At 41.0% G+C, this 26,273-nt stretch carries 28 protein-coding genes and 2 tRNA genes; 12 read left to right on the top strand and 18 right to left on the bottom strand.

The window, feature by feature from the left end; translation table 11 throughout:
• Window positions 1-4: 4 nt before the first annotated feature.
• The gene (gene larE, locus E3K36_03325; GenBank protein MCF6154285.1) at window positions 5-808 is read left to right on the top strand and encodes an ATP-dependent sacrificial sulfur transferase LarE; all 804 of its coding nucleotides are present in this window, start codon (window positions 5-7) and stop codon (window positions 806-808) included.
• Between the two features lie 157 nt (window positions 809-965).
• Here larE and E3K36_03320 read toward each other — a convergent pair whose 3' ends face one another.
• Window positions 966-1,586 carry a DUF1559 domain-containing protein gene (locus tag E3K36_03320; GenBank protein ID MCF6154284.1) on the bottom strand — a complete coding sequence of 207 codons (621 nt, stop codon included), beginning with the start codon at window positions 1,584-1,586 and terminating at the stop codon, window positions 966-968.
• A 250-nt stretch (window positions 1,587-1,836) separates the two neighbouring features.
• Here E3K36_03320 and amrS point away from each other — a divergent pair, with 250 nt between their 5' ends.
• Together amrS and E3K36_03310 are read left to right on the top strand one after the other, a co-directional pair.
• Window positions 1,837-2,847, top strand: a complete 1,011-nt coding sequence (gene amrS, locus E3K36_03315) for an AmmeMemoRadiSam system radical SAM enzyme (GenBank protein ID MCF6154283.1) — start codon at window positions 1,837-1,839, stop codon at window positions 2,845-2,847.
• A 22-nt stretch (window positions 2,848-2,869) separates the two neighbouring features.
• Window positions 2,870-3,328, top strand: coding sequence for a universal stress protein (locus tag E3K36_03310; protein ID MCF6154282.1), 459 nt, complete (start codon window positions 2,870-2,872; stop codon window positions 3,326-3,328).
• 113 nt (window positions 3,329-3,441) lie between these two features.
• On the opposite strand, the gene E3K36_03305 is transcribed toward E3K36_03310, so the two are convergent.
• Entirely contained in the window at window positions 3,442-3,837 is a 396-nt protein-coding gene (locus E3K36_03305; protein MCF6154281.1) for a hypothetical protein, read from the bottom strand.
• 632 nt (window positions 3,838-4,469) lie between these two features.
• On the opposite strand from E3K36_03305, the gene E3K36_03300 reads away from it, so the two are divergent.
• On the top strand, window positions 4,470-4,973 hold the full coding sequence (locus E3K36_03300) for a nitroreductase (GenBank protein MCF6154280.1): 504 nt from the start codon (window positions 4,470-4,472) through the stop codon (window positions 4,971-4,973).
• Here the strand turns inward: E3K36_03300 and E3K36_03295 are convergent.
• From E3K36_03295 to E3K36_03275, 5 genes are all read right to left on the bottom strand, one after another.
• Window positions 4,970-5,428 carry a PEGA domain-containing protein gene (locus E3K36_03295; protein ID MCF6154279.1) on the bottom strand — a complete coding sequence of 153 codons (459 nt, stop codon included), beginning with the start codon at window positions 5,426-5,428 and terminating at the stop codon, window positions 4,970-4,972. The two genes, E3K36_03300 and E3K36_03295, sit on opposite strands and share 4 nt — an antisense overlap.
• Before the next feature lie 2 nt (window positions 5,429-5,430).
• Window positions 5,431-6,009, bottom strand: coding sequence for a metallophosphoesterase (locus E3K36_03290; protein MCF6154278.1), 579 nt, complete (start codon window positions 6,007-6,009; stop codon window positions 5,431-5,433).
• Window positions 6,009-6,101 (bottom strand) — tRNA-Ser (locus E3K36_03285). Before E3K36_03285 ends, E3K36_03290 begins: the two co-directional genes overlap by 1 nt.
• Before the next feature lie 150 nt (window positions 6,102-6,251).
• Window positions 6,252-6,341: transfer RNA gene (locus E3K36_03280), tRNA-Ser, on the bottom strand.
• 30 nt (window positions 6,342-6,371) lie between these two features.
• The gene (locus E3K36_03275) at window positions 6,372-6,779 is read right to left on the bottom strand and encodes a bifunctional nuclease family protein (GenBank protein ID MCF6154277.1); all 408 of its coding nucleotides are present in this window, start codon (window positions 6,777-6,779) and stop codon (window positions 6,372-6,374) included.
• A gap of 365 nt (window positions 6,780-7,144) precedes the next feature.
• On the opposite strand from E3K36_03275, the gene E3K36_03270 reads away from it, so the two are divergent.
• The 7 genes from E3K36_03270 to E3K36_03240 all read left to right on the top strand — a co-directional run bounded on the left by E3K36_03270 (window position 7,145) and on the right by E3K36_03240 (window position 14,206).
• On the top strand, window positions 7,145-7,852 hold the full coding sequence (locus E3K36_03270; GenBank protein MCF6154276.1) for a CPBP family intramembrane metalloprotease: 708 nt from the start codon (window positions 7,145-7,147) through the stop codon (window positions 7,850-7,852).
• 10 nt (window positions 7,853-7,862) lie between these two features.
• Entirely contained in the window at window positions 7,863-8,483 is a 621-nt protein-coding gene (locus E3K36_03265) for a UbiX family flavin prenyltransferase (protein ID MCF6154275.1), read from the top strand.
• A gap of 9 nt (window positions 8,484-8,492) precedes the next feature.
• Window positions 8,493-9,578, top strand: coding sequence for a signal peptide peptidase SppA (gene sppA, locus E3K36_03260; GenBank protein ID MCF6154274.1), 1,086 nt, complete (start codon window positions 8,493-8,495; stop codon window positions 9,576-9,578).
• Window positions 9,579-9,940: 362 nt separating this feature from the next.
• The gene (locus E3K36_03255; GenBank protein MCF6154273.1) at window positions 9,941-11,386 is read left to right on the top strand and encodes a glutamate--tRNA ligase; all 1,446 of its coding nucleotides are present in this window, start codon (window positions 9,941-9,943) and stop codon (window positions 11,384-11,386) included.
• 56 nt (window positions 11,387-11,442) lie between these two features.
• Window positions 11,443-12,006 (top strand): Uma2 family endonuclease, encoded by a 564-nt coding sequence (locus E3K36_03250; protein ID MCF6154272.1) that lies wholly within the window; start codon window positions 11,443-11,445, stop codon window positions 12,004-12,006.
• Window positions 12,007-12,047: 41 nt separating this feature from the next.
• Window positions 12,048-13,529 (top strand): cysteine--tRNA ligase, encoded by a 1,482-nt coding sequence (locus E3K36_03245; GenBank protein ID MCF6154271.1) that lies wholly within the window; start codon window positions 12,048-12,050, stop codon window positions 13,527-13,529.
• 8 nt (window positions 13,530-13,537) lie between these two features.
• Window positions 13,538-14,206 carry an HD domain-containing protein gene (locus tag E3K36_03240; GenBank protein MCF6154270.1) on the top strand — a complete coding sequence of 223 codons (669 nt, stop codon included), beginning with the start codon at window positions 13,538-13,540 and terminating at the stop codon, window positions 14,204-14,206.
• A gap of 219 nt (window positions 14,207-14,425) precedes the next feature.
• Here E3K36_03240 and rsmA read toward each other — a convergent pair whose 3' ends face one another.
• The 7 genes from rsmA to E3K36_03205 all read right to left on the bottom strand — a co-directional run bounded on the left by rsmA (window position 14,426) and on the right by E3K36_03205 (window position 19,834).
• Window positions 14,426-15,478, bottom strand: coding sequence for a ribosomal RNA small subunit methyltransferase A (gene rsmA / locus E3K36_03235; protein MCF6154269.1), 1,053 nt, complete (start codon window positions 15,476-15,478; stop codon window positions 14,426-14,428).
• A 64-nt stretch (window positions 15,479-15,542) separates the two neighbouring features.
• A complete protein-coding gene (locus E3K36_03230; protein MCF6154268.1) occupies window positions 15,543-15,902 on the bottom strand; it encodes a cupin domain-containing protein in 360 nt (119 codons plus the stop codon).
• A gap of 28 nt (window positions 15,903-15,930) precedes the next feature.
• Entirely contained in the window at window positions 15,931-16,941 is a 1,011-nt protein-coding gene (pdxA, locus tag E3K36_03225) for a 4-hydroxythreonine-4-phosphate dehydrogenase PdxA (GenBank protein MCF6154267.1), read from the bottom strand.
• A 67-nt stretch (window positions 16,942-17,008) separates the two neighbouring features.
• Window positions 17,009-17,704 carry an SAM-dependent methyltransferase gene (locus E3K36_03220; GenBank protein MCF6154266.1) on the bottom strand — a complete coding sequence of 232 codons (696 nt, stop codon included), beginning with the start codon at window positions 17,702-17,704 and terminating at the stop codon, window positions 17,009-17,011.
• Between the two features lie 2 nt (window positions 17,705-17,706).
• Window positions 17,707-18,084 (bottom strand): hypothetical protein, encoded by a 378-nt coding sequence (locus E3K36_03215; protein MCF6154265.1) that lies wholly within the window; start codon window positions 18,082-18,084, stop codon window positions 17,707-17,709.
• A gap of 217 nt (window positions 18,085-18,301) precedes the next feature.
• A complete protein-coding gene (locus E3K36_03210) occupies window positions 18,302-18,946 on the bottom strand; it encodes a riboflavin synthase (protein MCF6154264.1) in 645 nt (214 codons plus the stop codon).
• A 222-nt stretch (window positions 18,947-19,168) separates the two neighbouring features.
• Window positions 19,169-19,834: a phosphatidylserine decarboxylase family protein gene (locus E3K36_03205; protein ID MCF6154263.1), complete on the bottom strand. Its 666-nt coding sequence runs from the start codon at window positions 19,832-19,834 to the stop codon at window positions 19,169-19,171.
• 131 nt (window positions 19,835-19,965) lie between these two features.
• Here E3K36_03205 and E3K36_03200 point away from each other — a divergent pair, with 131 nt between their 5' ends.
• The gene (locus E3K36_03200) at window positions 19,966-22,254 is read left to right on the top strand and encodes a hypothetical protein (GenBank protein ID MCF6154262.1); all 2,289 of its coding nucleotides are present in this window, start codon (window positions 19,966-19,968) and stop codon (window positions 22,252-22,254) included.
• Between the two features lie 110 nt (window positions 22,255-22,364).
• On the opposite strand, the gene E3K36_03195 is transcribed toward E3K36_03200, so the two are convergent.
• Genes E3K36_03195 through E3K36_03180 form a run of 4 tightly spaced genes read right to left on the bottom strand, consistent with a single transcriptional unit; the run spans window position 22,365 to window position 26,230 of the window.
• A complete protein-coding gene (locus E3K36_03195; GenBank protein MCF6154261.1) occupies window positions 22,365-23,363 on the bottom strand; it encodes a hypothetical protein in 999 nt (332 codons plus the stop codon).
• 7 nt (window positions 23,364-23,370) lie between these two features.
• Window positions 23,371-23,949: a hypothetical protein gene (locus tag E3K36_03190; GenBank protein ID MCF6154260.1), complete on the bottom strand. Its 579-nt coding sequence runs from the start codon at window positions 23,947-23,949 to the stop codon at window positions 23,371-23,373.
• Entirely contained in the window at window positions 23,946-24,947 is a 1,002-nt protein-coding gene (locus tag E3K36_03185) for a hypothetical protein (protein MCF6154259.1), read from the bottom strand. Before E3K36_03185 ends, E3K36_03190 begins: the two co-directional genes overlap by 4 nt.
• Complete coding sequence (locus E3K36_03180; protein MCF6154258.1) at window positions 24,944-26,230, bottom strand: hypothetical protein; 1,287 nt, start codon at window positions 26,228-26,230, stop codon at window positions 24,944-24,946. The genes E3K36_03185 and E3K36_03180 overlap by 4 nt, the downstream gene beginning before the upstream one ends.
• Between the last annotated feature and the right edge of the window lie 43 nt (window positions 26,231-26,273).

Raw genomic sequence — 26,273 nt, 5'->3', positions numbered from 1 at the left:
ACGTATGGATACAGAAGAAAAACTGAAAAAATTAAAGGATACTATAAAAACCCTGGAAAGCGTTGTGGTGGCCTTTTCAGGGGGCGTGGATAGCTCCCTCGTGGCGAAGGTTTGTTATGATGTACTTGGGGACAGAGCCCTTGCAGTAACTGCGCGGTCGGAGACGTATCCCGCATATGAATACGAAGAGGCCAGGAAGATTGCAAAAGAAATTGGCATTTCCCACATGACCATCGATACCAGCGAACTGGGCATCGAGGGATTTGCCCAAAACCCGCCCAACCGATGCTATTTCTGTAAATCGGAACTATTTGGAAAGCTCAAAGAAATTGCCAGGGAAAAGGGTTACAAAAACGTTGCGGATGGCGCGAACCTGGACGATACGGGCGAGTATAGACCTGGTCTCGATGCAGCGAAGGAACTTGACGTGCGCAGTCCCTTAAAAGAAAGCGGATTGAGAAAGTCGGATATACGTGAGATTTCGAAATATCTGAAACTTTCCAACTGGGACAAACCCCCCTATGCATGCATGTCTTCCCGGTTTCCCTATGGAAACTCAATTACCGAGGAGAAATTGGCGATCGTTGCCGCAGCGGAAAATTACCTGAGGAGTATCGGACTGAAACAATTCCGTGTCAGACACCACGACACCATTGCACGAATTGAGGTACCGCCAGAAGATATCCCTGCACTCTTACAGAATGGCAAGCGTAAAAACCTTGTCAAGAAATTCAAGGAAATCGGTTATAAATACGTCACGATCGATATGGAAGGATATCGGAGTGGCAGTATGAATGAGGTGTTGTAAGCAGTTGGCAGTTGGCAGTTGGCAATTATAAATTATTATTGAATATAGATTACTCAGATGTACTTTTCTGCTAATCGCTGAGTAATCACACAAAAACGAAAAAGGGTAATATCAAGAAGAATATTACCCTTTTTAAATAAGCATAAAACAGGGCGAGTTATTGCAATATTGCAGTATCTGTTCCTGCACCTGTACCCGTACTTGTATAAATATCATCATACGTTGAACCGTTGTAAAAGCCGCACGTGCTAGTACCTTTCCATTCCACATGACCGTCTATATAAAGCACATTCTGCCCTTTTTGATTGTGATTGTCTGAAAGTGTAGTACCAGTGCCCTTTGCATCCGCTGCGATAGCCACACCTGGGTCATTTCCCGCTGTATGGTTAACATCGTAACCATAACTACATCTTGCTGTTGTAAAGGTTGTAATATCTGTTGCACTCAAACCTAAAACACCTGTCGTGGTTGTGTCTGAAACAGCACTATCACTCGCACATTTAAAGACTTTTCTATCAGTAATATACGCATCATAAAGTTTTCCCAGTGATTCCATTCCTGTAGCACCGCCCGTAGGGAAGGCCTCAGCATTGTCGTTGGCGTACATATTAAGGGCCAAACCGATCTGTTTTAGGTTAGAAGCGCACTGCGTCCTGCGTGCTGATTCGCGCGCCCTGGTCAATGCCGGTAACAAAATACCTGCAAGGATACCGATTATGGCAATTACGACCAACAACTCTATTAATGTAAAACCTGCACTTCCCTTTTTCTTCTTCATAACTAAATCCTCCTTTTTGGATTGAATTAATCTCGTTCTATACCTATACTAAATATTTAGATTCAGTTCAAGATAAAACATTTCTAGAATTCTTCATAAATTAATGTAAAACTTACTATAAATTATTTATCGGAACAATTAAAAAATAGTTTAGCAGAAATTTATCCCGGATCCTTCTTTACAGGACACAAATACATAAACGTGATTAAAAACTTGCCAGAATGAACAAAAAACGGTAATATAAAACCCTATGAAAGAAGCGATGTTTTTTGAAAAACTTGGGGATAGCAAGGTAAAGTGCTATCTGTGCCGTCATCACTGTGTCATTGATGACGGTAAAAAGGGCATTTGCCGGGTCAGAGAAAACCATGGCGGCACGCTCTACTCCCTTGTTTATAGAAAACTCATTTCTGAGAATATCGACCCTATTGAGAAGAAACCCCTTTACCATTTTTATCCGGGTAGTACCGCCTTTTCCGTTGCAACAGTAGGGTGCAACTTCAGGTGTCTGAACTGTCAAAACTATGAGATCTCTCAACTACCGAGGGGTCATGACCAGATCGTGGGAAGAGATGTTGCGCCGGAACAGATCGTTGAAGATGCCTTGGGTTATCAATGCAAGAGTATTGCCTATACCTATACGGAACCAACCATTTTCTTTGAATATGCGTATGAAATCGCAAAAATAGCCTCCGGGAAAGCCATTAAAAATATATTCGTAACAAATGGATATATCACACGTGAGGCCCTGACAACAATAAAGCCGTATCTTCATGCCGCCAATATAGATTTAAAAAGCTTTTCTGATGAAACATACAAAATGCTCTGTGGCGCACGGCTGGAACAGGTGCTCGATTGCATCCGTTCCTATAAAGAGATGGGTATCTGGATAGAAATTACCACCCTGATCATTCCTGAAATTAACGATTCAGAGCCTGAGTTGAGACAGATTGCAGAATTTATAAAGAGTATTGGACCTGAAATTCCCTGGCATGTGAGCCGCTTTTACCCAAAATATAGGCTGATAGAAAAACCACCAACCCCGGTGGGCGCGCTCAGGATGGCCAGAGAAATTGGCCTTGAGGTGGGTCTGCGCTATGTTTACGAAGGTAACGTACCCGGCGAGGGAGGTGAAAATACCTATTGCTATAAATGCAAAAAGGTCCTTATCAAAAGATATGGATATCAGATCATCGAGAGCAACATCATCAACTCAAGATGTCCAGCATGTAACACAATCATTGACGGTATTGGCATGTAGCACAAAAGGAAAAGGAGATCTCATGATTATATTAAAAAAGATACTATGCCCCGTAGACCATTCCGAATGTTCGTATCTTGCCTTGAAATATGCTATTTCTCTGGCATTAAAGGACGAGGCAAAATTATACCTCATGCACGTGATAGACACCCGTTTGTATGATACAGAAATATACAAATTCAGCCCGTATAAAATTACTGAGATTGACATGTCTAAAATCCGTGAAGATTTGATGAGAAGTTTGCCAGAAGGTACAACGGACGTCTTAGACGTAGAAACGATTGTAGTGAAAGGGGTGCCGTTTCATGAGATTGTTAATGCTGCAGCAGAAATTGGTGCGGATATTATAGTGATTGGCACTCACGGCAGAACAGGACTTTCTCATATTGTGATGGGCAGCGTAGCAGAAAAGGTAGTGAGAAAAGCCGCCTGTCCTGTACTTACGGTTAGAATGCCACCCCCGCTTCCAGATACAAATTAAATTTATTAGTAAGTATCTTTTGGGACAAAAAAACGAGCCATTGCAGTAATATGTACACCGCAATGGCTCTTTTTACAAAGGGGTCCTTGGGAGAAAACTACCTTTGTTTATATTTACCGTACTGAATATTTTCCCATATGCCTATCATGTAATTCACCAATTTTCGACTTATTCCAGTTAGATACCCGGCTATAATATCCTACGATACGGGTAACCCCGTAGAGGCGGGTGGTGATTCCCGTTTCCAGGGCATGAATAACCGATTCTAAATCTTGCCTGATCACCGAATCCACATCTATGGCAAATGCACATTCTAATTTGTGATTAATAATTTTAAGACAATCCTCTTTGGGTGTATTTCCCGGGATGTCACCATCTATCTCTAAAAACTCATGGCCTTCAACTGCCGCATCAAAGGCATTCAACTTTTCTTCAATAAACAACTGTATGTCTTCCTTGCTGCCAATCCTCTCCCCTACCATAGGATTTTCCAGTATTGCTGTTGTCATTTCTCCATATCTCCTTTATGCATTTTTCAGTAATCCTTTTACAACTTAACGATAACTGCTTTTTATGAGTACCATCGTTTTTCCACTATAAAGCCCTTGGTTATTTACAACTTCTGTATCCCTTAAAAGTACGTTTTTTTCGATCACCTCCTTTTCCTTTTAAGATAATTATCAACTTCATTACCATATATTGTACATCAGACGGTATATATCTATATCATAAAAAAAAACTTTGTCAAGAATAAAACACAACATTTTGTATGTCCTTTTAAAATGAGTACAATCCGTTGGAATTTAACTGCTTTTTTTATGGCCACTTAGGATTTTGATAAATATATGCAATTAATCAACCTCTTGTATGCGAAAAGCGTTATTAATTTAAACAAATTTTTATTGAAAGGCATTCGTGTACGTAGTAGAATCCACCATGTGAAAAAGGCGGCTATATTCGATATTAATGGTACAATAATAAAGAATAGCTCTTCGGAAATGGTATTTTTCCGCTATCTTATTGAAAAGGGAATTATTACTTCCAAGGATTTATTAAGGTTTGCAAATATCGGGAACATTAAGATCGTGTGTATGCAAAGCTTAATCGTTGGAAGATTGTAGAATTTTGAGAGGAAGGGTACATGGATATTTATGAAGTTATAAAGAAAAGGCGGAGTGTCCGTTCGTATAAATCAAAACCCGTTGAAGAGGAAAAGCTAAGGCGGATATTGGAAGCGGCACTCTCTGCCCCCAGTGCTGCCAATAGACAACCCATCTGTTTTCTCGTTATTAAGGATGAAAAAATAAAGCAACAATTAAAAAAGGCCTACGATGAAGAATGGTTTTATACAGCACCGGTAATTATCTGTGCCTGCAGTATCCCAGAAAGGGCGTGGAAGCGAAGCGACGGGAAAAACTATGGTGATGTTGATGCCACGATTGCTATGGACCATCTCATCCTTGCTGCAACGGCAGAAGGATTGGCTACTTGTTGGGTTGCGGCGTTTAAGGTACTGCTCGTAAAATCCATACTGAATCTGCCTCCAGAAATTGAGCCTCTGGCGTTGACACCGGTTGGATATCCCTTACATATCCCAGAACCGACTTATCGCAAACCTTTGGAGGAAATAGTTCATACCATCTAACGGGCAACGGGCATCCTTAACCGTTCACGTAATTCTTCAGCATTTTGAATGACCATTTCCTGATGTTCTTGTTTGGGTAGCCGCTTTAAAGGGTCTAACTGATAGGTGAAGTAATGTTCGTCCTTCAGTTTCATGGGTAACACTATTTCAGAGAAAAAGTCTAGCGGTAAAATCTGATAGAAAGGTGGTTTGATCTTTTCATAGGCAATCTTTCTTTCATACAATAGCCTGCCTTCCGTATCAACTTTTTCCAAAGTAACCTTTCGTGTTCCATAATAGGTAAATGTTGTTGTTACAGGTGTCTCACCAATTGGCTCATCATCCAAATAGACCATAGCACCTGGAGGTTCGGAATCAATCGTGAGGGTACGTAATACACACCCACAGAGCGCTGCACCGCTCATGAAACAGCACATAATGGTAACAAGAACGAGTTTTGAAAATTGTCTGGACATTTCTAACCTTTATCCAAAGATACAGATGAAAGGTCAATAATCTCAGCACGGAATGTTTCAAGGTCTAGCACTGCAACAGTACTCTTTCCATATAACCACGCACCGCACTCACCAGGATTGACATGCAAAGGTCTCCCTTCTTTAACTTCAGGGACATGCGTATGGGCACTGATGATGATATCCGTATTTTTCGTTGATCTTTTTGAAAGACTCTCCATCATATGAGTGACCAGAATATGTTTGCCGTTTAAAAGGAGGTCATAAGGCGGCTCATGAATATTTTTGCAAACATTCATCAACCCCTTCCGCTCACCATCATTATTTCCAAATATTCCTATAAACTTTGCCTTTAGCTTCATTAATTTTTTTAAGGAGAATGGAGCGACATAATCTCCGGCATGAATGACATATTTTAGATCCTGTGCATTAAAAAAACAAACAGCCTTTTGAATAGCAGCGATATTGTCATGCGTATCTGCGAGGATTCCGATCTTCATTGAGATGACGCAGTGAGAGTATTGAGATATTTTGTATTTGCAATTATTTGCTTGTAGCAAAAGCTGTATATCATACAAATACATGGCGGAGAGGCCGGGATTCGAACCCGGGGTAGAGATTTTGTCTCTACAACGGTTTAGCAAACCGTCGCTTTCAGCCGCTCAGCCACCTCTCCGTTCTTTGGGTATTTAGTGTAGAAATATTTTAAAATAAAATAACCACAAATATCCTCGCTTTGTAAAATAGTGGATATTCGTGGTTTTCTGAATTTACTTTAGCAATACCATATGCAATGAAAAGCGGAATTCTGTAAAGATAAGATACATGGCGGAGGGAGTAGGATTCGAACCCACGGGAGACTCACGCCTCCAGCAGTTTTCAAGACTGCCGCCATAGTCCACTCGGCCATCCCTCCTCATTTTTTTCTGAACTGTCGGAAACAGGTTTAAAACGCATCTTCCGATTTGCAAACTTCCTCTAAAACCTTTTTGGCCACAAAGATCGGTGTATTTTTTTGCATTGCAAGTGCTATAGCGTCGCTAGGCCTGGAATCGATTTCTACCGTTGAGCCGCTTTGCTGCAATATAATCTTTGCGTAAAAAGTATTATTCCTTAAGTCACTAATAATAATTCTTACCACTCCTGCACTCAGGCCTTCGATGATGTTGCTGATTAGGTCATGCGTTAAAGGACGCGGAGTGGTAATCCCTTTTACTGCCCGATCAATTGCCCATGCTTCATGGAGTCCAATAACAATCGGAAAACTTCGCTGTCCTTCCTTTTCTTTGAGGACAATAATCTGATGATCGCTTGTCTCAGTAATGATAATCTTTGAGAGTTCCATAGGAATCATAACCATCCCCTTCGTTCAAGCGACAATTCTATACATGCGGCTGCTATTATGCTATTCCGCACATGGGCAAAATGGGCAAACTAGCTGAAATTTTAGCACACCAGCCCCTTTTGTCAAATGTTTTTTGATTTAAAACCGCAATAGTCAGAAGAATCTTTCCCGCTGTCTACGGTTTTCAGAGTTTTTGAAACTTTATTGACACCCCGCAGATTGGCTGCTATACTAACCTCACATCTTTTCAAACCCCTTTAAACCTTTGTTTTACCAAAAGACATGAATATTTCCTCCTGTAACTATTTTCTTATCATTGCTGGGGACTCCGGCTCTCCTCTGTGATATTCTTCATGGCAAAGCTGTTAATGTAAATGAATTCGTATTTCCATCGTTCAAAGAGCCTGGCCAATAGTTTTTTGTTTATCCTGCCCCTATTGGTTTTATATGAAGTAGGGATTGCTCTGCAGGGGGCAAGTATTAAAAATACTGCTGATGTCATCGTTAAGACTCCTCTGCTTTTATTTGGCAAAAATGGTTCTTTGATATTTAATTCGCTCGTTATTGCCTTTTTGGTTGTATCGGTATTTTATATAGAAAAGGAATACCGCTTAAATTTCCGGATATTTATCCCCATGGTTGTCGAAAGTATGGTCTATGCCCTTTGTATGGGTTATGCGTTGGGATTCGTTGTTTATAAGGTATTATTCCCTTATGTACTGGCAAAACCTTTTTCCACGAATATGTGGATGGGAATTATTCTTTCTGTTGGCGCAGGGGTTTATGAGGAAATTGTATTTCGGCTCCTTCTCCTGTCAATATTATATTATCTATTTGTGACCCTATTAAAGATAAATAAACCCATTGGTGCAATAGTAAGTATTATTTTGGGCGCTCTCATATTTACCAGCATGCACTATGTGGGGACTTTAAGCGACAGCTTTACATATACAAGTTTTATGTTCCGGTTGTTAGCGGGAATATTTTTATCCGCTATCTTTCTGTTCCGGGGATTGGGTATCGCTGTTTATACACATGCTATCTATGACGTGCTTTCCGTGCTGAAGCCTTTTCATGTCTAAGGAGATTTGTGTGGAAAACATTATTGTTGGCATTACAGGGGCAAGTGGGGTAATCTATGGTCAGCGTCTCATACAAATCCTTTGCAGAAAGGAATGCAATATCCACCTATCAATATCGGATGCCGCAGCCCTGGTTATTAAGCATGAATTAGGAGTTGATTTAGACCGTAACCACCCGGATCTTGTGCAACTTTTGGGTTACACAGCAGACAATATCACCTATCATAGCAATTCAGACATTAGTGCGGCAATTGCCAGTAGCCGATACCCCATTAAGGCAATGTGCATTGTCCCTTGCAGTATGAATACCCTGTGCTCTATTGCCCACGGTATTTCAAATAATCTTATTCAACGTGCAGCAAGTGTAACTATTAAAGAGGGGAGAAAACTTGTGGTGGTGCCGCGAGAAACACCATTATCTTCCATTCATCTGGAAGCTATGTTAAAATTATCTTCCATCGGGGCATGTATATTGCCAGCCATGCCCGGATTTTATCATAAGCCTAAAACTGCGGATGATCAGGTGAATTTTGTAGTGGCTAAGATATTGGATGCGTTGGCTATAAAACATATGCTCATTCCGGAATGGCACGGTGAAGAATGTATCAGTGCAGTGAAGGAAGGGAGGTAGAGAGGGTTTATGACAGATACACAACATGACAATATCCCACCAGAGGCGGGATTGCAACCCATATACATCAAGAAGAGCAGAGGCGCTGGTTTCTGGGTTGCCGTTGGACTAGCCTCATTCTTTTTTTTATGTACGCTCTTTTTATTCATGCTCTTTATCGGTTCTCTTGTCCTCAGCAAGGCGCTCATTACGAGCACTGCAACAAAAGACAAGAAACAAGTCTTTGAAACTGTTGTCGGGGGAAGCGGAGAGAGCAAGATTGCCATAATTCCCATCAAAGGCATATTGAGTAATGAATCGGCAGAGGGTCTGTTTATAGAAAAACCCAGCATAGTCGAGGTCGTGAAACAACAATTGGAACAAGCCACCGATGATGCCCATGTAAAAGCCATTCTGTTAGAAGTAGACAGCCCTGGTGGCGGTATTACGGCTAGCGACATTATCTACAATCAGATTACAAAATTTAAAGCGGAGACACAGAAAAAGGTTGTCGTCTACATGCAGGACATTGCTGCCTCCGGCGGATATTACATCTCCTCTGCAGCTGATGCCATCGTTGCGCATCCCACGACAATCACAGGGAGTATTGGGGTAATTATGCCACTCATCAATGTGGCGGAACTTATTAATCGGTATGGCATAAAGGATAATTCCATTGCCTCCGGTAATCTAAAAGAGATCGGCTCTCCATTGAAACAGATGACAGCAGACGAAGCAGCCGTTTTAAAAGGTATCATCGATGAAATGTATATGCAGTTCGTAAAAGTGGTTTCCACGGGGAGGAACCTGGATATCGAAGAGGTAAAAAAGATTGCTGATGGAAGAATCTATACCGGCAAACAGGCCCTCGATAAGGGATTGGTCGATCAATTAGGTTATCCGGAAGATGCCATTGCGTTAACTAAAAAATTGGCGAGACTTACCGAAGCGACTATCGTAAGATATGAAGAACATTACGGATTAGCCGATCTTTTTGGCCTAATGTCCGGAAAAATTTTCCAAAATAATACGATAAGGCTGGATATTTCTCAATTACAAGAACGGGGTGATACCAGACCTATGTACCTTTGGACTGGCTATTCCAGGGGTAAGTAAATTACGAAATACAATGCGATATTATGTTAAAGGAATTACGTTTCACAGTCACGTTATCGCCAGACCAAAAAGATCGATTAAGAGTTACAGCCTGTAAAGAAAAGGGCAAGATAATCAAATTTGCCGTCCAGTATGAAGCCTATTATTAATGACTGGAGAAATATAGTGAGATACGATACATCTCATGGTTTTGCTCATAAAGACCTAATTCACCCGAACGGTACAATAGATAAGCAACCTCTGCCATTCACAGATTTCACTGTAGCATTTACCTTTGCTATACAAGACCTCAAGATATTGCAGTATAGTTGAATATTTTGATATTAAATATCGATTTATCAAATATCGCTAAATATTAACATATGGTACGAGTTCGTTTTGCACCTTCGCCTACAGGGCTCTTACATATCGGAAATGCGCGCATGGCCGTTTTCAACTGGTTATTTGCAAGACGGCATAAAGGCACTTTTATCCTAAGGATCGAAGATACCGATGTTGCCCGCTCTGAGAAAAAGTACATGGACCAACTTATCGAAGACCTGGACTGGCTGGGATTGACATGGCAGGAAGGACCTGATGTGGGAGGTCAGCACGGTCCCTATTTACAATCAGAACGTTTGCATATCTATTATGACATCTGCCAGAGATTTTTGAAAAAAGGTCTTGCGTATCGTTGTTATTGTACCCCTGAAGAATTGGAAGAACGCAGACAGATAGCCAGACTAACCGGGAACCCTCCCCGGTACGACAACCGTTGTCGTGATCTGACCGACAGGCAAAAAAAGGAGTTTGAAACATCAGGTCTGAGTTTTACCATTCGTTTTAGAGTACCAGAAGAATTACTGGTATTCGACGACCTGATCCGAGGCACATGCCAATTTGATATGAGCCTGGTTGGAGATTTTGTGATTATGCGGTCAGATGGAACACCCTCATTCCACTTTGCCGTTGCCGTGGATGATACCCTGATGCAGATCACCCACGTTATCCGTGGAGAAGATCATTTATCAAATACACCCTGTCATATATTGCTTTTTCATGCCTTAAATCGAAAACCTCCGCAATTTGCCCATCTGTCACTCACCATGGGTGCAGACCGCACCTTATTGAGTAAACGACACGGGGCATTTTCTCTTTCGGAATACCGTAAATTGGGTTACTTACCGGAAGCACTCCTCAACTATATGATACTTCTTGGGTGGGCACCCAGGGACAAAAAGGAGAAGTTTAAGATTGACGATATCATCGACACATTTGAGATAGGCACTATGAGTAAGGCATCCTCTGTGTTCGATCAGCAAAAATTGGATTGGTTGAGCGGGCAATATATCCGTGAAGCAGATTTAGAAAGGCTTACAAGCCTGGCGATACCTTACCTGCAAGCCGCCGGTTTCATTTCTACGGATGAAAACAAAATTGACAGGGCTCAATTGAGATTGATGATAGATGCAGTGAGAAACAACATATCCTGTATGTCTCAAATTGTTCAGGAGGTTGATATCTTTTTCAAGGATGCTGTCGTCAGTGAAAAACATATTGAATTTTTATCGTCGGAGATATCGCAATCGGTCCTCTTGTCCTTTTACCGGGAACTCCAAAAACTGGACGCCCTCTCTCCTGAAATCTTTAAAGAGGCGTTAACGGCAGTGCAAAAAGAAACAAAGGTAAATGGTAAAGGGCTTTATATGCCTGTCCGTATCGCCTTAACTGGTAGAGAACACGGACCGGAACTGTATAGTATTGCCAATATTTTGGGTATTAATACATGCAATAAACGGATCGAACGATTTCTTTTGGTGAAAAAGTAACTATTCAGCCGTCATAACAGTTCATCCGAATAAATCATTTGGTAAGGAGATTTATTATGGCACAAATTGCTGCCGAGAAGAAAATAAAAAAATATACCTACGAGGATTATTGCAAAATCTCAGATGACAAGAGATATGAACTTATCGATGGAGAATTACTTATGACACCATCTCCGGTTACGAATCATCAAAGAATTTCAAGAAGGCTTGAATTTATCCTTGAAAAATTTATAACGGAAAATAAACTCGGTGAACTCTTTGATGCGCCATATGATGTGTATTTTGATAATGAAAATGTAGTTCAACCCGACATACTATTCATTTCAAAGGATAAAATAGGCATTATTGGGGAGAAGAATGTCCAGGGTGCACCCGACCTCGTAATAGAAATAATTTCGGAGAACAGCGCATACAGGGACATGGTGCTAAAGAAAAAACTGTATGCGAAATTTGGTGTAAAGGAATACTGGATAGTAATTCCGGAAGGCGAAGAGATAGAGATTTACACCCTGAAGGATAATACCTATCAGATTTATAAGGCATACGGCAAAGGCAATACCCTCGAATCCCCTTTGCTAAAAGGCTTAAAGATAGGATTAATGGATATATTTTGTGCGTAGCGTACTATCAGAAAATATTTGAAATCTTAAGAAATGAAACCATGACACTAAAATTTTACAATTCATTAACGAAACAGAAGGAAGTTTTCACCCCTTTGCATGAAGGTTACGTTACTATGTATGTGTGCGGTCCTACGGTGTATGATCATCCGCATCTCGGACATGCCAAGAGTTACGTTAGTTTTGACGTGATAGTTCGTTATCTCCGATATCTGGGCTACAAAGTGCGTTACATACAGAACATTACAGACGTCGGTCATCTGACAGACAACGCTGATACGGGTGAAGACAAGATACTGAAACGTGCGCAAAGGGAACGTATAGAACCTGCCGAACTTGTCGAAATATACACGCGAAGCTATTTCGAGGACATGGATGCCCTCAATAACGTACGACCTGATATCTCACCACGGGCAACGGCTCATATTCCTGAGCAAATTGAACTCGTAGAAAGGTTAATTGAGAAAGGATATGCCTACGTATCGAATGGCTCTGTGTACTTTGATGTGCAGAAATTCAAGGAATATGGAAAACTCTCCGGGAGAAAACAGGAGGAGCTTGAGGCTGGTGCCCGATTAGAAATCAATCCTGAAAAAAGAAACCCCTCCGATTTTGCACTCTGGAAGAAGGCAGCGCCTGGCCACATCATGCGATGGAAAAGTCCATGGGGGGAAGGTTTTCCCGGCTGGCATCTTGAGTGTTCTGCCATGTCCATGAAATACCTGGGGCAGACATTGGATATTCACGGGGGAGGACTTGAAAACACCTTCCCTCATCATGAATGTGAAATCGCACAGAGTGAGGCAGCAAACGATTTGCCTTTTGTACGATACTGGATTCACAATAACATGGTCACCGTAAATGGTCAAAAAATGGGAAAATCCCTTGGTAACTTTATTACCCTCAAGGATGCCTTCAAGAGTTACCACCCGTTAACGATAAGGTTCTTTATCCTCACTACCCATTATCGCAGTCCCCTTGATTATAGCAGCGAAGCGTTGGATGCAGCCAATAAAGGACTGGAGCGCATGTACAATGCAGTCAAAAACCTGCGGGAGCGGTTAGAATATGCGAAGGACGGTTCAGCACCGGGTGAAATTTACGAAAAATTGGAAAAATATAAAAAGAGATTCCTTGAGGCAATGGACGAAGATATCAATACCCCCGGCGCTATTGCCGTTCTTTTTGATCTATCAAAAGACGTAAATACCTTATTAAACTCTGGTCAGGAGCTAAGCAAAAAATGCCTGGAAGACATTGATAAACTGTATCAGGAACTCGGGGGAGATATCCTGGGTATAATTGAGCTTAAACCTAAAACATTGACTACAACCTTCACATTCAGTTGGCAAGTAGAAGATAAAACAACTGAAGACATTATGAAAGTTCTCATTGACACCCGCAATGAACTCCGGAAGGCAAAACAGTGGCAATTGTCTGATTTCATCCGTAGCAAACTCTCAGAAATAGGCATCGCCCTCGATGATAAACCGGATGGTACTACATGGAAAAAAACAAAATAAGAAAAAATATGATTACATTAGAACAGATCAAGAAACATCCGGACGTTAAAGTATATATAAAAAAAGCAAATGACTTTCTGGGAGTAATCGGTTATACAGAGCACGGAGAACGCCATGGAAATTATGTTGGCAAGAATGCACGGAAAATTCTTAAAGAACTCGGATACGATGCAAACACCTGTGAGCTTGCAGCTATTGCCGGATATATCCATGACATCGGAAATGTGATTAGCCGCCATTCGCATCCGGAGCACAGCGCACACTTAGCGGGTCAATTTTTGAAAGAGCTAAACATGCCTGTGGAAGACCGGGTTCTTGTCATGAGTGCGGTAGGAAATCACGATGAAGGCTTTTGTGATATTGTAAGCCCGGTATCAGCTGCACTCATTATTGCAGATAAATCCGATGTCCATCGGTCGAGGGTGAGAAGTCGAAAGGAGATTAAATTTGATATTCATGACCGGGTCAATTATGCCGTAACAAAATCCAAGCTTCTCATGAATACTCAAAACAGGACAATTACTCTTGTACTCGATATTGACAAGGAAATCTCAGATATGGTGGAGTACTTTGAGATCTTTACCGCCCGCATGGTTGCCTGTCGCCGTGCCGCTAAACTTCTTAGGTGTACGTTTGACGTAAAGGTAAACGTCACTTCGTCGATACCTTATCGGTAGAATCCGGATTTTGGATGAATAGAGAGTTGAAATATTCGAATATCAAAAACCGAAACAAATCCTCATATCAGATGATAGAAATTGGAAACGAGATTTGTAACATTTGAATTTGTAATTTTGAAGTTGTTTTCGAGTTTCGGACTTCGTCGTGAGCGCTCAGTCGAACGATTTTGTGCCTCTGATTTGGCAGGGGCTAAAAAGAATAGCTTGTACTGTCGGTTATTTTTCAGGAATTTTCATCAGGGATGTTTTTAAGCTTACGATGGCATCTGAAAGATAGATCAGTTGATCAACACCCAGACATTCTCCCCTTATTCGCTCATCCAGTTGCATATCTTTCATAATCCCCTTCAGGTTTTCCCTTGAAATTTTGGGTAAGTTTAAGTTTTCAAGACTATTTATCAACATCTTGCGCCGGGAAGTAAATATGGCGTAAATGATCTTTCTGAAAAATGGATAGTCTGTTATTCTGTCTGCGTACTTCTCTTTGTGGACAACTATCTTAACAAGGGACGAATGAACCTCCGGTCTTGGCCAGAATACTTCCGGGGGTAAAGTCTTCACGACTGCTACTTCTGAAAACAACTGGGTAATTACCGATAATATGCCATATTCCCGTGTGCCTGGAATTGCCGTCATACGCTCTGTAATCTCCTTCTGAAGCATCATCACCATCAAATCGATAGGCAAATCACCTTCCAGGAGGTTGATAATCACGGGTGTGCTGATATTGTATGGCAGATTGGAAACTACTTTTATCCGGGGTTGATTGTGCTCCTTTAGCCAATTGAGCACCAAAGATATAATATCCGGATTCAGTTCGTGTTTCGTTTTTAAGATGTCGGTATTAACAAGGGTAATATTTGTATAAAATTTTAATATGTCAGATGAGAGTTCAAATAACTTTTTGTCCAATTCTACCGTAAATACATGCCGGGACCCGGAGGCCAATAATCTGGTCAACCCCCCTGTTCCCGTGCCTATCTCCAGTATAACGTCATCTTCCTTCAGGTCTGCAATATCAGGAATGCATAATAGGATATTCTGATCAATGAGAAAATTTTGACCAAACCGTTTGCTGGGAGTAATTCCCCTGCGGCTGAAAATCTGTTTCAGTACGGCCGGTGTGTGAGGGATAAAGTCTATTTCGTTTTGTGGCATAATCGCTTTGTTATAATTGGCGGCATGGACTTCGTCGTGATGGTTCGACATGCTCACCATGCACGGTGCTGCGCCCTGAGCCTGTCGAATGGCCAGTCGAACGGCAAACATGTTTGTCCGTGATCCAAAAATGGGATTTATTTATATTTTTAGCTTTTTATAACTATCAACTAATTTATAGCACCTCTTCATCTTCTGGTCGCCAGGCCGGGTCAACAATACACAAAAATTTTAAATCGTCATGTCCGATGTTTTTCATACATTGTATTGCATTCGGTGGGATATAAATGGCCTGGCCCGGGCGAACTTCTACAGACTCATTATCAATATACATCATTCCTTTCCCTTCCAGGATGAAATATACCTCTGAGTGCTTTAATTTGTGCCGGTATGAAGTTTCGCCCTGTTTAATAACTGCATGTGCTAAACTGTAGCGAAGCTTTAAATCCTCCTTATCAGGATGCAGAAGTTCGCGAAGGACTGCATTGTCTCCGGCGATAAATTCTTTGCAATTTTTCAAGTCTTTTACAAACATTTTCCTCTGTGTTTCTGTGTTTCCGTGGTTAACTGCATCTTACCATTCTCACTGCCATTTTTATAGCCTCCATCATGGAATGGGGATTGGCAATACCTTTACCCGCAATGTCATAAGCAGTACCATGGTCGGGTGATGTGCGTACGAAAGGAATACCCAGGGTAATGTTTACCCCGGTCTCAAAGGCGTGCAACTTCAGGGGAATTGCACCCTGATCATGATAAATGGCTACAACCGCATCATAAGCACCTTTCAGTGCCTTATAATATATCGTATCGGCTGAGACTGGACCATCACATAATATGCCCTTTTTCTTTGCCTTTTCAACTGCAGGGATAATAACCTTCCTTTCCTCGTCTCCGAAAATACCTTCCTCTCCTGCATGGGGGTTTAAACCACAAACAGCAATCCTGGGCTTTTTTAAACCAAAATACTGTTTGAGGTTGTTATTGCTGATGATTATTGTCCCCAAAATATCTTCTAAGGTAATTGACTGCGGTACGTCTTTTAAGGCAATATGTGTGGTCACAAAGGCCACCCTTAGCTTTCCACCCGCCATCAGCATAACGACACGCTCAGCACCAGAAAAAATTTTGAGTATTTCTGTATGGCCGGGGTAGCCATATCCACCGAGATGGATGGCCTCCTTGCAAATCGGTGCTGTAACGAGGGCGTCAATGTGCCCGCTCATGGCGAGATTGATTCCCCTGAGCACGCATTGTACCGATAATTCTCCGCCTTCAGCAGTGGGCTTCTTCTGTTTCATAAGTCTCGACTTAAAATTATTTATAGATAACAACGAAACTGTTTGATTTGAGTTCTCCGTTTCTGATATATGGGAAATTATGCGATATTTTAAGGGTATTTTTAAATACCCTGCCGCTTGCTCAAACACGTTCTTATTGCCAATGATAACATAATTGGCAATCTTTCTGATAGCTGGAGCTTTTAACGACTTTAAGATAATCTCTGGTCCGATCCCACAGGGATCACCCATCGTTATCCCGATCAGTAATTTAGATTTTTTGTTTTTTTTCATATTTGCTTTTGGAATCAAATACTGGTACGACTGAAGTCAAGTTCGGTCGTACGGTTCACCATATCGACTACTGCACAAAGTTAGATGCCCTGATCCTTATCATCTGATTTCCACCACGTTGAAACTCATATGGCACCTTTTGAACCTCCACCGCGTACCCGCCACGCTGTAACCCCTCCGTGATTTCATCCACATAGGGTGAAGGCAGCCCTTCGAGGTCAAGCAATGGAAAAATCCGCACTTCCTTTGCAACCCTAATCATTTCTGCTATGGCTGTACGGTGGAATTCAAATGATAGCTGCTTTGTGTATAAAAAAAGAAAATGAGAACACAATGCAAGGTCAAACTGACCATCCCCAAATGGAAGTGATGGCAAACTTTCAGCTAGATATCGCCTCTCCTGTTTTCCCTTCTCATAATCAGCAAGAAACTCACGCATAGCCGACATGCGCACTTGGCCTAGCTCCCCAACTGACTTAATCGTGTTCCAAATGTAGTCCCCCTTGTTCTCATGCAACTGCTCTATAATATCGTCATACGTTTCCTGAATCCGTTTCTCTATTTGTTTAGCATCAAATTGGTAAATGGGATCAATTGAAATAGCAATGTAACCACGTTTATTCATCCCACTATTAAAGCTGGCAGGCCCATCACTGCAACCCAATATCCGTAATTTAAGGTCTTCGTCGGTCATGCCAAACATCTTGACGTACTCTTCAAACGAACGACCCCATGGAACAACTTTATCCAGCGTAAACCCCATTCTTACTTCTCACGAATACAAAATCTATTAACAATTTGCAATACCGAAACTATATTGATAAACAGGAATATACTATCAAATATGAGGTTTTCAATTCCTTTTAATCCCGATAATGCCAGTAGATATATCATAACATAAATAACCGCTCCTCCAGAAATAAGGCCCAACGTATAACCAAGCCAATGCCGACATGAAAGAAGAACTGATGTTACGAGGTAAAGCGGAATAAAAAGCATATCAGGGTATATAAGAGCCTTATATGCTTCCCTTGGAAAGGCCTCAGGTTTCTTCCAATTTCCAGTTACAACCATGGAAACAGCAAAAGCTTGAAAAAGACCCCAAATACCAAACCAAATAATTGCAACCCAAGGTCTCTTCACTAAGTTTTCCTCTGACTACAGGGTTTTTATATACACCCTTGTTTCTGCTGGTTCAATCTTGCAGATTGAACCATACGTTTAAAACAGCATGCAAGTTCTGATACCTTTATCCACATTCCACACGGACAAACAAGTTTGTCTGTGCCACGCCTTGGTATGATATTATTAAAACCCGTAGAGACCTTTGTAATACATTTCTGTACAGCTGTGTACCGTATTACAGAAACCCTTGTTCCATCAATTGCTCCTGAGTAATACTGCCCTTTTTCTCTTGCATATTTGCCAAAAGTTTTTTGATCCATTTCCCCATCGTGTCAATCTCGATATTCACCGGATCCCCTGCCTTCCTGAATCCCAGGGTAGTCGAGGATAATGTATAAGGGATTAATGCCACAGAAAAAGCGCCATCCAAAAGATCAACGATTGTAAGACTGATGCCGTCTATGGCAACAGAACCCTTTTCAATCATCATATCGGTAAATTTTTTCTCGACCGAAAAGGACACGGTACATTGATCGGCAGATTCTTTTTTCACTCTTATGACGCCTGTACCATCCACATGACCCGTAACAAAGTGTCCCCCTATTCTGTCACTCACCCTTAACGCCCTTTCAATATTGACATTTTCTCCGTAGCGTAAATTCCCCAGTGTGGTTTTTTTCAAAGTTTCACTGGATACATCAAAGCTTATAATCTTGCCCGAAATCTCTTTCACCGTGAGACATACTCCATTAATGGCAATACTTTCTCCCAACGTAAGGTCGTCATAAAAGCCCGAAAAATCTAAAAACAGTTCGCCCCCCCCTGCTTTCAGAGACAAGTTTTTTACTGATGCCAAATGTTCGATTATGCCGGTGAACATAAATATTATTTGTTAGAATTCAAAAGGAAGAATTCATAATAAAAATTTTGCATTTTTTCACTGCGGTTCTATACATAGCGACATAAGTTTACAACTGTCTGTCATGCCGGGCTTGACCCGGAATCCAGTATTTTTCTGGATTCCCGCTTCCGCGGGAATGACATGCTTGTCCCCGTGAAAACGGGGATTCGTATCTGATTAATGACGCTATGCATAAATAAACTATTGGTTACTATCGTATATTCTCCCTAGTATGGTCTTTCCTGCCGTCACTTTTTCCCCTATCCTGACCATCACTTCAAACTGAACTGAATTGGGAACAAAGACCTCCACCCGTGAACCAAATTTGATCATGCCGAATCGCTGTCCCTGCTCAAAAATATCCCCTACCTTACAGGCGCATACGATACGTTTGGCGATTTTGCCCGCAATTTGTTTTACTGCGATCTTTCTATGACTTCCCATTAGAGACAAGCCCATCAGATTGTTTTCATTGCTGATGAAACACTCATCGTCCCTGGCATCCAGGAATTTGCCTTTTGTGTGTTTTATGAACTCGACACGGCCATGTACAGGTACACGGTTCACATGCACATTCAACACCGACATGAAGATACTGATCTTTGTCGTATCGCATTTCAGGTAATTTTCTTCAAAGACTGGTACGATATGAGATACGGTTCCATCTGCAGGGGAGATTACCAATTCTGCACCTTGCGGGGTATCTCTCTTCGGGTCGCGAAAGAAATTCAGCAAGAAGGCCAAAAAAAATAATGGAATAGGGACAATCCATGGAAATACTACAATGGAGACTCCTGTTCCAACAACGCAGGGAATACCAAAGATCATTAATTCCCTGATTCCGTATTTTGTCAATGGGATGCTCATAAAGTTATTTCTCTTTCATGTAAGGGCAAATGGAATATATATACCAGAAAAGTCCTGTTTTTCCATAAAATATTTGATATGATATTTCTCCGATTATGATTGAAACTTGTTGAAAGGAGGATGGTAAAAATATGAACCGGGGGAATAAACTTTTTTTATTTGGATCGGTACTTGTTGTGGCAGTGTTTTTTCCGCCATTTTTTCCGGATGAACAGAAGGATAAAAACAAACCATCAAAAGCAGCATTTATGCAAAAAACGCAAAGACTCCAAATTCCTTTCATCGCCAATGAACAACAGATGGATGAAAGAGTAGCATTTTTTGCAAATACTTTTGGGGGAAACATATTTATAACGAACGGTGGGGAACTCGTCTATTCATTGCCGCAAATGCGTGAGAAAATTTCAGATGAGAAATGGCCAAAAAAAGCGATCCTCAAGGAGGAGTTTATCGGTGGGAAAGTAGAAAAAATAAAAGGAGAAGGAAAGACGGCAACAAAAGTGTCTTATTTTAAAGGGAAGGACCCATCCAGATGGAAAAGTAATATCTCAACATATGATGTTGTTAACCTTGGGGAGGTGTATGAGGGTATCAGCTTACGGCTGAAGGCGTTTGGAAATAATATGGAAAAGCTATTTACGGTGAAACCCGGCGCAAACCCGAACCAAATAAAAATAAAACTGAACGGGGCAAATGCCGTAAAGGTAAATGAAGAAGGACAGCTTGAGGCGGAGACAGAGTTAGGAACCGTTGTATTTACAAGGCCTGCAGCATATCAGGAGATACATGGTGAGAGAGTTGTGGTCGATGTTGAATATCGGCTGCGGGAGCCGGAAGTCAGCAGTCAGAATGCAGAAGTAAACCTCTCAAATCCGAAAATCCCAAAACGAAAATTACAAGTATTTCATTCTCTGTCTGAACCCTGCTGCTCGAAACCAGAAACAGATAACCTGCAACTGGCTTACGGTTTCAAAGTAGCAGCTTATGACAGGACAAAGGAACTCATCATTGATCCGCTTCTTGCCTCTACGTATTTGGGAGGTCTTGATTCGGATTATGGCTATTCTCTAGCCATAGATTCAGATAAAAATATCGTTGTCGCTGGTTATACTATGTCTTCAGATTTTCCGGTATCAACAGGCGCATATGATGTTTCTTATAGTGACAGTGATATCTTTGTAACAAAACTAAATGGTGATTTAACACGTCTTATTGCATCTACCTATTTAGGAGGAGCCTCCGAGGATTATGTGCGTTCCATAGCCATAGATTCTTTTAAAAATATTTATGTGACCGGTCAAACTTCATCATCGGACTTTCCCGTTACTCCTGATGTTTTTGATACTTCGAAAAGTGGTTCTAGTGATGCCTTTTTGGTAAGGCTGAATGGAGATTTAACCCGCATTCTCGCATCCACCTATTTAGGAGGGTCGTCAGATGATCATGCTCATGCTATCATTTTAGATCCGGGTGGAAATAACATATATGTAACCGGCAGGACTTTGTCATCAAACTTTCCAACAATCCCCGGCGCTTATGATACTTCGTTTGACAATGGGGATGTCTTTATATCGAAAATGAATTGGAATTTAACCCACCTGCTTGCTTCCACCTATTTGGGGGGAACCGATAACGACTATGGCACTTCGATAGCTATAGATTCAGACAGGAATATTTATGTAAGTGGTGAGACCTGGTCGTCTGACTTTCCTGCAAGTATCGGCGCTTATGATACCTCCTTTAATGGGGGTTTTGGTGACGTCTTTGTCTCAAAGTTAGATCGGGATTTAACACACCTTCTTGCATCCACCTATCTTGGAGGAACTACAGATGATTCTGCCACTTCTATTGCCATAGACTCACGTGGGAATATCTATGTAACCGGTCAAACTGAATCATTAGACTTTCCAACCACACATGGCGCTTATGATACTTCGTTTCATAATGGCGATGCCTTTGTATCGAAGCTCAATTGGAATTTGACACACCTTCTTGCATCTACATTTCTGGGAGGGGCGGATGATGATGTGGGCAATTCCATAGCAATCGGCTCAGGAGGGGATATATACATTGCAGGTTACACGGGATCACCAGACTTCCCAACTACTCCGGGTGCTTATACTACTTCCAAAGGTGTCTTTTTTGATGCCTTTATATCAAAGCTGAGCAATGATTTAAAAAGTCTCATTGCATCTACCTTTTTGGGTGGATATTATAGAGATATTGCTCACTCTATTGCCCTGGGTCCAGGTGGAAATATTTATGTGGCAGGTGAGACTCGCTCTTCAAACTTCCCAACAAATCCGGTTTCTTACGATCCTTATTACAACGGTGATATTAGTATTTCTTATACTTATGATGCCTTTGTGTCAAAGCTTGATAGTAATCTTTCAGCAGCACTTCATACGAATACTAAATAATAATTTTCTTGATGGCAATGGAGGCATCATCGGGAATCTAACAAATGTAAGATAGATTTATTTCCATGTGGTTAGTATAGCAAACTTGGTATACGTTGCATCTTTAACCCTTAATCATCATCGTCTTCTTCCTCTTCATCAAAATATTCTGCGTTGGGGTTGCCGTAATTCTTTCCGTTAATCTTCATTCTGTGGCATCTCAGACAATCTCCGTAATTGTATATGCCATGTTCCTCATGCTCGTGTCTGATATGGGATGTGTTATGCTCATGACAGCTCAGGCATGTATACTGCTTATAATTACCATTCTGATGACAGGTAGCACATGAGACATAGTGCACTCCGGTAAGAGGGAAATATTTACCATGGTCAAAAATTGCCGGTCTCCACTTTTCTGTATTGTGACACGTCCTGCAGTCCTCAGAGACGGTTTCATGGAGGTTGTCTTTGGGTTTTTTATGACACTCTACACAGGTTTGTGTTGGAACGAGTGCGTCATGGTGAAAGCGTACTTTTTTCCAATCCTCCATGGTATGACAGGTTTCACAGGTAGCCGGATATTGTTGGTGCTTTTTGTCACCGGGCATAGGATGGCAATTTATACAAGGCATTTTTCCCAAGATAGCAATATGGTTAAAAGATATAATTTTCCATCCTGTAGTAGAAATATGGCAGGTCTTGCAATCCATATCAAATTTATTGGGATGAGATCTCTGATAGTCTTCATTATGACACGCCGCACACTCATTAAGTATTGTTAATGCAAGAGTTTTGTGATCAAAGGCTTTTGTGATCTTTCCCGCAATTCCTTTGTGTTCGGTGTGACAATCCAAACAATCTTTGTTGACGTAAGAGATGTGGAGGTCAGACAATGATTTACTCGAAAGCTGAGATAGTCTTTCGACTGTATGACAGTCACTGGTCATGCACAAACTTGAAACTGCACCTTGGAAAGGCATATGGCACTGTCTACAGTTTTTAATACCCTGATGGTCTTTGTATAGATCTCCGGGAGAATAAAGATGGGTGGGGAATCTACAACCTACGGCCCAAATAATGAACAATACGACTGATGTGATAAGTAATACGAGTAAGATTGATTTATTCATAGTAAAATTATTTCAAAAGCCCATCATAATACAGGGCAGACAGGATATGAAATGTTATTGTTAGAGCTAAAATAAAAACAATGGGAATATGAACGGTACGCCAATGTTTCATGAGTCTATGCGCTACAATAAGGGATAATTGTGTGTTTTCAATTTCCTCTTTAGCCATGCCGCTTTTTTCCATTTCATTTTTCCGTAACATGAGTTCTTCGCTTACCTGTAAGTAAAGATATCTACCCGTAAGTCCACTTACAACAGTTACAAACATAACACCTGTTGTCAATAAAGGGACAAGGGCATGTCCATGAAATCCGCCATGGACAAAGATAAGGCCGGTTCCCACAATGGCAAGCCATTCATGTGCAATGAGCCATTTCTTTACGTACCCAAATTTAAAAATAAATTTTCTTTTTCTCAAAGTGTAGATAATTGAGATTACTATAAGAATAGTGCCTGTCATTCCAATAATGTGTTTAAATGATCCCATGCCAGTAAAATCAAGGAATATTTCCAGGAATATGGCACCTGTAATCGTAACAACTATGCATGCGATAAGTGCAATGAATCGGAGGAATATAATTTTCATCTCAAATGTTGTTGTCCTTTTTCCATAGATTTTAAAAGTATTTGCGATAACAGAATATTGTGCATACCGCAAGACCGAATAAATTGTAAAAGACTTTGCCTGTTTGTAACATCAAGCTGCAAAAACATCTTTTTTTGAGATTTTTTCCCTCGTTCTCTCCCCTCTCCTTGCAAAAGAGGAGAGACAAAAGAATCATGAAACAGATAACTGGCTACGGCATTTATCTGCTCTGCCCAAAGGATGGTGCTGGAAGAGTAAGTCTGACCATGGTTTGCCACACTAAGAATATTACTCTCGTTTTCGCAGTATTGGTTGATTTCCTTATCCAGTATCTCTTTCCATAAATCATACAATGCCCCGTAACCGGAACTGTGACATTCTACGCAGGACCCACGTACGGGTTTAAATGCGGACCCGTCCAATTCCAGCTTGTGGCAATCATTACAGGAGACATTCTTTGACATCCAATCGGGTACGTCAGTGATCATGTCCTGAATACATCCATCCATATAGTCTTTTATCCCTGCATGACATTTCAAACATTCTGCATTGCGCACCTCTTTATGATGACAGGTTACACAATCTTTATTCTGTATAATCAGATTGCCATGTGGTTTCGTATCGGCAACATAGTTCTCGTGGCACAAATTACAATCCATCCCCTGTTTCGGTGAATGAACCCTGTGCCGGAAAAACTCCGCTCCGTACATCGTTTGATATGTCACATAATTCACATGGCACCTGTCGACGCAAGAGCCTGTGGAATAGTATGTATGCGGCTGTTGTATTCCGTTAAACAGTGAAAGACTCGACTTTTTTGAAGATTTTCTCATCTTACCTTCATCGCCTTTCTGCAAAGCAGGGGAAGCCGCGGAAGGCAACTGGTATGTTTCCTGTTGTGATGTGATATGATCAGTATTCCCCCATGCTAATTGTTGTGATAGCATGAAACTTATAAAAAAGATATATCGTAATTGCATTTTAATCCCATATTTCATAAGTTTTCATGTAACGATAAAATTTCAGGGTTTTGCTTTGTTATTTGTTTCAACTGCCCAATGCAGTACCCCAGAAGATTCTTAACGTATTTTATATTATGGGCACCCAGACTACCGTCTTTCTTGATTAAGGTATAATTTGCTTCCGCCTCCTGAATGATGCGGTCTGTGTTAACGTCCTGATATCTTTTCGCTTTAATCAGCAAGGTCTTTAACAACTGTAAGTTAAATGATACAAAACGCCTCTGTTCAAATAGTATTTTATCAAATCCTCTGCCATGACAGTTGTTACATACCTGGGGTTTCACATTCGTAAATAATGTATCTTTATGGCATGCGGAACAATTTAAAGTTGCAAGGTACATAGGGTCTGGTTCACCTTCGACACCAGAACCACCCCTTCCCATCATCATCAAATTTTGTACTTCGGAGCCGGTATCCACGAATTGTGAATTATGTCCGCTCCCGTCAATCTTATTATTTACCTTAATCCAGCCGTGGGTAATAGGATTATGGCACGATGTACAGTCTGTCTTGCAGGTATCACTATGGATGCGATGCATGTCGGATGCATTATGAAAATCACCGCTTACCTTTACGTGACATTGACCACAACTCTCTTTATCTACTTTCCCATTGCCCTGAACAATTTTAAAATGGCAATCAGAGCAACTCACCTTTTCGTTTCCTTCATACATATCGTGTCTAAAAGTCTTCTCATATATCTTCAAGGTCTTTTCAATATGGGTATGGCACAGGGCACAATCGGAGATGGGTTTTTTGCCCTGTGAACCAGGATGTTTGGGAGTATCGGTAAAATGGCACACATTACATGTCCTCGTATCTGTTTCAAAATGTTTCTCTCCACCGAGATTTGCATGACAAGAAGTACATTTCAACTGAAAATTTTCGGCAAACTTGCCTGTATGTGTCTTATGTTCAAATGGTGTAATCTTTTTATATTGAACAGCCGTAGCTGACAATTTACTCAAAGGATGGCAAGATTCTGTTGTACAATGCTCGTCTTTTATTTTTATCCCCATCACCATGGCACCTTTATTTTCGTGGTTGTGACACTCACTACAGGCAATGTCCTTCGATGATTGTTTTTTACAAACAGTATTCAATGAAATATTGCTGTGACAGTTGATACAAAATTGCCTTTGTTTCGGGTTTGTTACCGTAACAAACATGACGACAAGCACAATTCCCATTGCTACTCCTGAGAATATAGCAAGCTTAATAGTATGCTTTTTGTTTAATCTTTTTACTTCGTCAAACATGGTAGTCAAATTCCTGGGGTTTCTCAATTACTGAGACAATCGT

It is taken from the genome of Candidatus Brocadia sp., from assembly GCA_021646415.1.
GTDB lineage: Bacteria > Planctomycetota > Brocadiia > Brocadiales > Brocadiaceae > Brocadia.
Note: the sequence above shows the minus strand (reverse complement) of the source record. Positions and strands in the feature narration are given on the sequence as shown.